At 63.6% G+C, this 6,341-nt stretch carries 5 protein-coding genes; 3 read left to right on the top strand and 2 right to left on the bottom strand.

Going from position 1 to position 6,341, the window contains the following annotated elements; all coding sequences use genetic code 11:
* Positions 1–130 precede the first annotated feature (130 nt).
* Both dcd and CGK74_RS09720 read left to right on the top strand, forming a co-directional pair.
* Positions 131–697: a dCTP deaminase gene (dcd, locus tag CGK74_RS09715; protein ID WP_094268283.1), complete on the top strand. Its 567-nt coding sequence runs from the start codon at positions 131–133 to the stop codon at positions 695–697.
* Positions 698–843: 146 nt separating this feature from the next.
* Complete coding sequence (locus tag CGK74_RS09720) at positions 844–3,087, top strand: arginine/lysine/ornithine decarboxylase (RefSeq protein ID WP_094268284.1); 2,244 nt, start codon at positions 844–846, stop codon at positions 3,085–3,087.
* Between the two features lie 74 nt (positions 3,088–3,161).
* On the opposite strand, the gene CGK74_RS09725 is transcribed toward CGK74_RS09720, so the two are convergent.
* Positions 3,162–3,659 (bottom strand): dihydrofolate reductase, encoded by a 498-nt coding sequence (locus tag CGK74_RS09725; RefSeq protein WP_094268285.1) that lies wholly within the window; start codon positions 3,657–3,659, stop codon positions 3,162–3,164.
* Positions 3,656–4,450, bottom strand: coding sequence for a thymidylate synthase (locus CGK74_RS09730; RefSeq protein WP_094268286.1), 795 nt, complete (start codon positions 4,448–4,450; stop codon positions 3,656–3,658). The genes CGK74_RS09725 and CGK74_RS09730 overlap by 4 nt, the downstream gene beginning before the upstream one ends.
* Before the next feature lie 264 nt (positions 4,451–4,714).
* Between CGK74_RS09730 and CGK74_RS09735 the strand changes: the two genes are divergently transcribed.
* Positions 4,715–6,043, top strand: a complete 1,329-nt coding sequence (locus CGK74_RS09735; protein ID WP_094268287.1) for a hypothetical protein — start codon at positions 4,715–4,717, stop codon at positions 6,041–6,043.
* Positions 6,044–6,341: the final 298 nt, after the last annotated feature.

Raw genomic sequence — 6,341 nt, forward strand, 5'->3', positions numbered from 1 at the left:
CCGCGCCGGGGATATTGCACTGCCGCACGATTTGTGCAGCAGAGTCTTTCCCCGCTGCGGCGCTTGTCCTACACTACGCCGCTTTTCCGACCGGCCGCCGGTCGCAACGCTACCGCTGGAACCCGCGCCCATGTCCATCAAGTCCGACAAGTGGATCCGCCGCATGGCCCAAGAGGCCGGCATGATCGAGCCCTTCGCGCCGGAACTGGTGCGCAGCAACGACAGCGGCCGCATCGTCTCCTACGGCACCTCGAGCTACGGCTACGACGTGCGCGTGGCGAACGAATTCAAGATCTTCACCAACATCAACTCCACCATCGTCGATCCGAAGGACTTCGATGCGCGCAACTTCGTCGATTTCACCGGCGACGTGTGCATCATCCCGCCGAATTCCTTTGCATTGGCGCGCACGGTCGAGTACTTCCGCATCCCGCGCAGCGTGCTGACGGTGTGCCTGGGCAAGAGCACCTACGCGCGCTGCGGCATCATCGTGAACGTCACGCCGCTCGAGCCCGAGTGGGAAGGCCACGTGACGCTCGAGTTCTCCAACACCACGCCGCTGCCGGCCAAGATCTACGCCAACGAGGGTGTGGCGCAGATGCTGTTCTTCCAGTCGGACGAGGTGTGCGAGACGTCCTACAAGGACCGCGGCGGCAAGTACCTCGGCCAGACCGGCGTCACGCTGCCGAAGATCTGATCGCCGACGCCGAGCAATCGAACCATGGGGCCGCCTGACGGCCCCTTGTGCTTTTCCTGATTCAAATTCGGTAACGCCCGGGCAACGTCAGGGCGCTACACTTCCTTTTTTTCCGTCCCGCAAGGACCCCGCTGGAGACGACCAGGATGAGATTTCACTTCCCCATCATCATCATCGACGAGGATTTCCGTTCGGAGAACACCTCGGGGCTGGGGATTCGCGCGCTCGCGAAGGCGATCGAGGAAGAGGGCATGGAGGTGCTGGGCGTCACCAGCTACGGCGACCTGACCTCGTTCGCGCAGCAGCAGAGCCGCGGTTCGACCTTCATCCTGTCGATCGACGACGAGGAGTTCTCCTCGCCCGAGGCCTCGGCCAAGGCTATCGCCGACCTGCGCGCCTTCGTCGAGGAGATCCGGTTCCGCAACGCCGACATCCCGATCTTCCTGCACGGTGAAACGCGCACCACGCGCCACATCCCAAACGATGTGCTGCGCGAGATGCACGGCTTCATCCACATGTTCGAGGATACGCCGGAGTTCATCGCGCGCTACGTGGTGCGCGAGGCGAAGAACTACCTCGATTCGCTGGCACCGCCGTTCTTCCGTGCGCTGACACACTACGCGGCCGACAGCTCCTACTCGTGGCACTGCCCGGGGCACTCGGGCGGCGTCGCCTTCCTGAAGAGCCCGGTGGGGCAGATGTTCCACCAGTTCTTCGGCGAGAACATGCTGCGCGCGGACGTGTGCAATGCGGTCGACGAACTCGGCCAGCTGCTCGACCACACCGGCCCGGTGGCGGCTTCGGAGCGCAACGCGGCGCGCATCTTCAACTGCGACCACCTGTACTTCGTTACCAACGGCACATCGACCTCGAACAAGATGGTGTGGCATACCACGGTGGCGCCCGGCGACATCGTTGTCGTCGACCGCAACTGCCACAAGTCCATCCTCCACTCGATCATCATGACCGGTGCGGTGCCGGTGTTCCTGACGCCGACGCGTAACCACTACGGGATCATCGGTCCGATCCCGCTGGAAGAGTTCTCGATGGAGAACATCCAGAAGAAGATCGAGGCCAACCCGTTCGCGCGTGAGGCCAAGAACAAGAAGCCGCGCATCCTGACCATCACCCAGTCGACCTACGACGGCGTGGTGTACAACGTCGAGACCATCAAGGACATGCTTGACGGCCAGATCGACACGCTGCACTTCGACGAGGCCTGGCTGCCGCATGCCGCCTTCCACGATTTCTACGGCGACTATCACGCCATCGGCGCCGACCGTCCGCGCTGCCGCGAGTCGATGGTGTTCTCGACGCAGTCGACGCACAAGCTGCTGGCGGGCCTGAGCCAAGCCTCGCAGATCCTGGTGCAGGACTCGCAGACCCGTAAGCTCGACCGCGACATCTTCAACGAGGCCTACCTGATGCACACCTCGACCTCGCCGCAGTACGCGATCATCGCGTCCTGCGACGTGGCGGCGGCGATGATGGAAGCGCCGGGCGGCCCGGCGCTGGTGAACGAATCGCTGTCGGAAGCGGTCGAGTTCCGCCGCGCGATGCGCAAGGTCGATGCCGAATTCGGCGACGAGGACTGGTGGTTCAAGGTGTGGGGGCCGGAGTTTCTCGCCGAAGAGGGCATCGGCAGCCGCGAGGACTGGACGCTGAAAGCGGGCGAGCGCTGGCACGGCTTCGGCGATCTCGCCGAGGGTTTCAACATCCTCGACCCGATCAAGGCCACGATCATCACCCCGGGCCTGAACATGGACGGGGACTTCGCCGAACATACCGGCATCCCGGCGGCAATCGTCACCAAGTACCTGGCCGAGCACGGCATCATCGTGGAGAAGACCGGCCTGTACTCCTTCTTCATCATGTTCACCATCGGCATCACCAAGGGCCGCTGGAACACGATGGTGACCGAGCTGCAGCAGTTCAAGGACGACTACGATCGCAACCAGCCGCTGTGGCGCGTGATGCCCGAGTTCATCGCCAAGCACCCGCGCTACGAGCGCGTCGGCCTGAAGGACCTGTGCAACCAGATCCACAGCTTCTACAAGGAGCACGACGTCGCCCGCCTGACGACCGAGATGTACCTGTCGGACATGGTGCCGGCGATGAAGCCTGCGGATGCCTTCGCCAAGATGGCGCACCGCGAGATCGAGCGCGTGGTGCTGGACGAACTCGAAGGCCGTGTCACCGCGATGCTGGTCACGCCCTATCCGCCGGGCATTCCGCTGCTGATCCCGGGTGAGCGCTTCAACGCGACGATTGTCCGCTACCTGAAGTTCGCCCGCGATTTCAACGCGCGTTTCCCGGGTTTCGAGACCGATATCCATGGTCTGGTGAAGGGTGAGGACGGCCGCTACCACGTGGACTGCGTGAAGGACTGAACCGTCGTCATCGCCTGCTGGCGGAAAAGAAAAGGGCCGCGAAAGCGGCCCTTTTCGTTGCTGCCATCGGCAGATCAGCGGCGGCGGTATTCGACGAAGTCGAAGTCGAACTCGTTGTCGGCGTCGGCCGTCCGCGCATCGCGCCGCTCCTCGATGAAGTCCGAGCGGTCGAAGAGGGGAAAGTGGGCGTCGCCCGGCACATCGGCCCATACCTCGGTAAGTTCGAGGCGATCGGCGCGCGGGAACAGCGTCGTGTAAAGCTGTGCGCCGCCGATCACGAACAGGCGTTCGGCTCCCGCGGCCGCGGCAATCGCCGCCTCCGGGTCGGTGAAGACCTCCGCGCCTTCCTGCCGGTAGGCGGCATCGCGGGTGACAACCAGGTTGCGCCGTCCCGGCAGGGGGCGGCCCAGAGACTCCCAGGTCTTGCGCCCCATCAGGATCGGATGGCCCATGGTGAGCGCGCGGAAGTGCTGCAGGTCCGCCTTCAGCCGCCAGGGCAGGCCATTGTCCCGGCCGATGACGCCGTTGCGGGCCACGGCTGCGACGATGATGATCTCTGGCTGCTTGCTCATACCGCCACCGGCGCCTTGATGTGGGGATGCGGGTCGTAGCCTTCGAGGCTGAAGTCCTCGAAGCGGAAGGCGAAGATATCCTTCACCGCCGGATTCATCTTCAGCGTGGGCAATGCGCGTGGCTCTCGAGACAGCTGTTCGCGCGTCTGCTCCAGATGGTTCAGATAGAGGTGGCAGTCGCCGCCCGTCCACACGAAGTCGCCCGGCTCGAGGTCGCATACCTGCGCCGCCATGTGCGTCAGCAGCGCATAGGACGCGATGTTGAACGGCACGCCGAGGAAGATGTCCGCGCTGCGCTGGTACAACTGGCAGGACAGACGTCCATTGGCGACGTAGAACTGGAACAGCGCGTGGCAGGGCGGCAGCGCCATGCGATCCACTTCGCCCGGGTTCCATGCCGAAACGATATGGCGACGCGAGTCCGGATTGCGCTTGATGCCTTCGACCAGCTTGGTGATCTGGTCGACCGTCGTCCCGTCCGCGTTCTCCCAGCGCCGCCACTGTTTCCCGTACACGGGGCCGAGTTCGCCGTGCTCGTCCGCCCATTCGTCCCAGATCGAGACGCCGTTGTCCTTCAGGTAGCGGATGTTCGTGTCGCCTTGAAGGAACCACAGGAGCTCGTGGATGATCGAGCGCGTATGCAGCTTCTTCGTCGTCAGAAGCGGGAAGCCGTCCTGCAGCCGAAACCGCATCTGCCAGCCAAAGACTGACAGGGTGCCGGTTCCCGTCCGGTCGGTCTTGCGATCACCGTGCTCAAGCACGTGTCGCATGAGTTCAAGATACTGACGCATGGTTGCGGGGTCTGGACTGTGGAGGTCGCAATGTTACACCGTCGGGCGCAACGATTCGGATGCTGCAACGCATGAAGTCTGCGCCGCCTTGGCACGGGTGCGGAGGATCTCTTGGCGGTGCGCGGTAAGTAGCGCGCCTGCATATCCGGTGTGCTAGGCTTCGACGCGTCATCCATTGCGCCCTGCGGTCGGGCGAGCGGTCGCCCGCCTTATGTTCCGAGGGGACGGGCCTATCATCTCGCAATCCTGCTCAGACGAATTCCTATGAACGCTAAGTTACCTTCGGTGTCATCCGCCGCCAGCGAAGCCGACGACAGCGTGACCTTCGCTCTCCGTGAACTCTCGGCCCACCTGTCCGCCGTCTGCGCCACAGGTGATCGCGATCCCGCCGCCGCGCTTGAGGGCATTCTGCGCGCAGAGGACGAGTTGCGTGCGTATGTGGCAGGGGGATGGCGCGTTGGCGATATGCAGGGGGTTCGGTTGGCCGCTCGGGGTCTGGCTGATGCGTACTGGAGCCTGTTCGTGCAGGCTGGGCATGCCGTCTCGCGCGTGAGCGTAGCGGCCTCCTGCGCCGAAGCGCTCAAGTGGGATGCGCTGGAAGGCGTAGCGCCCGATCCCATCCTTTGGGAGCGCCTGGGCAGTCTGCTGCGTCCCGACCTGGATGCCGGACTCGCGCTCATTGCCGGGGATCTCGAGTCCGTTGCCAGGCATTACCTGCGAGGCGTGTCCTATCAGGCTGCCGCGTTCGACCAGATTGATCGGAATCTGCTGGTTCCCGCCTGTCAGTTGCTGGATATGTGCCTTCCTTTTTTGGCTATGTCGCGGCGGGCTCCGGCTGTGCCTCACTACCTGGCCTTTCCCGAGCTGGGCGCTGTCCCGCGGCGTAGCCTCGTTGCGCCCCGGGAGACTGCGTTCCATCTTTCGACAGCTGCGGCTGAAGAATGGCTGCAGGGGCTCGCAAGCCGTCTGGCCGAAGGGCTTTGCCCGGCAGTGCTCGACCGTGGTGAGCCTGACGATTACCTCGCGGTAGTCCGCCACCTGCTGTGCCGTTGGGCGGACGAGCCGCCCGTGCGGCGCAGCAAGCGTCACCCGATGGGTGGCCAGGTTCTAGTGGTTCGCGGCGTCGAGGCATGTCGGCGTTTGATTGCCGGCGATGTCGATGTGTCGGCGTCACGCTGGTCTGTATTCGACGCCAATCGCTTGAGCATGGGCATCGTCGGCGAAGGGCATTCGGTGCCAGCCATTCCGTCAATCGGGGAACTGGTAGGTGTCCGGTTCGAGGACGCAGATCTCGTGCATCTTGGACTCGTGCGACGCCTACGCGTCGATCCGGGTGGCGTCCGCTGTGGCCTGCAACTCGTATCCCGCGCCGCACGCACTGCGATGGTCGAGGACGGGCGTGTCCCTGCGCAGGTTCTTCTTTGCGATCCGCTCGCCCGCGGCGAGGCGGCCAGGCTGATTGCCCCCTCGGCGAGCGTCCTTCGGGACGATTCGCTTTTCCTCCGGGCCGCCTCAGCGGTCTACAAGCTTCATCCTCTGGAGACGCCCTGGCTTGGCCCGGGGTTCGCAATGAGGGTCTATCAGCTGATCTGATGCTTGTCTCGGGATCGGGAGCGAAGACCTTTCGATTAATCGTGCGATAGATTTCTTTATTGTGTTTTTGAGTTGACGGTGTTGTTTGGGTGTCTATAATGCGCACCTCTTTCAGCGCTTGCGCAGCTTCTTCGGAGGCGGCGGCGGTGCTGGAGGGGCGAAGCGAGGGCTTCGTCGGGGCTTTGTGGGTGTTCGATGATTCGGGCGCTGCGGTTAAAAAAGTTTCGGCGGGTGCTTGACGAGGTTGGTGGTTCTGTTCATAATCTCGCTTCTTCGCTGCCGGGTGGCAGCGGTTCTT

Origin of the sequence: Thauera propionica (assembly GCF_002245655.1) — a bacterium.
GTDB lineage: Bacteria > Pseudomonadota > Gammaproteobacteria > Burkholderiales > Rhodocyclaceae > Thauera > Thauera propionica.

Excerpts from the sequence above, each read along its gene's own strand:
- CGK74_RS09730 (WP_094268286.1), bottom strand. The coding sequence starts at position 4,450 with ATGCGTCAGTATCTTGAACTCATGCGACACGTGCTTGAGCACGGTGAT.
- CGK74_RS09735 (WP_094268287.1), top strand. The coding sequence starts at position 4,715 with ATGAACGCTAAGTTACCTTCGGTGTCATCCGCCGCCAGCGAAGCCGAC.
- CGK74_RS09720 (WP_094268284.1), top strand. The coding sequence starts at position 844 with ATGAGATTTCACTTCCCCATCATCATCATCGACGAGGATTTCCGTTCG.
- dcd (WP_094268283.1), top strand. The coding sequence starts at position 131 with ATGTCCATCAAGTCCGACAAGTGGATCCGCCGCATGGCCCAAGAGGCC.
- CGK74_RS09725 (WP_094268285.1), bottom strand. The coding sequence starts at position 3,659 with ATGAGCAAGCAGCCAGAGATCATCATCGTCGCAGCCGTGGCCCGCAAC.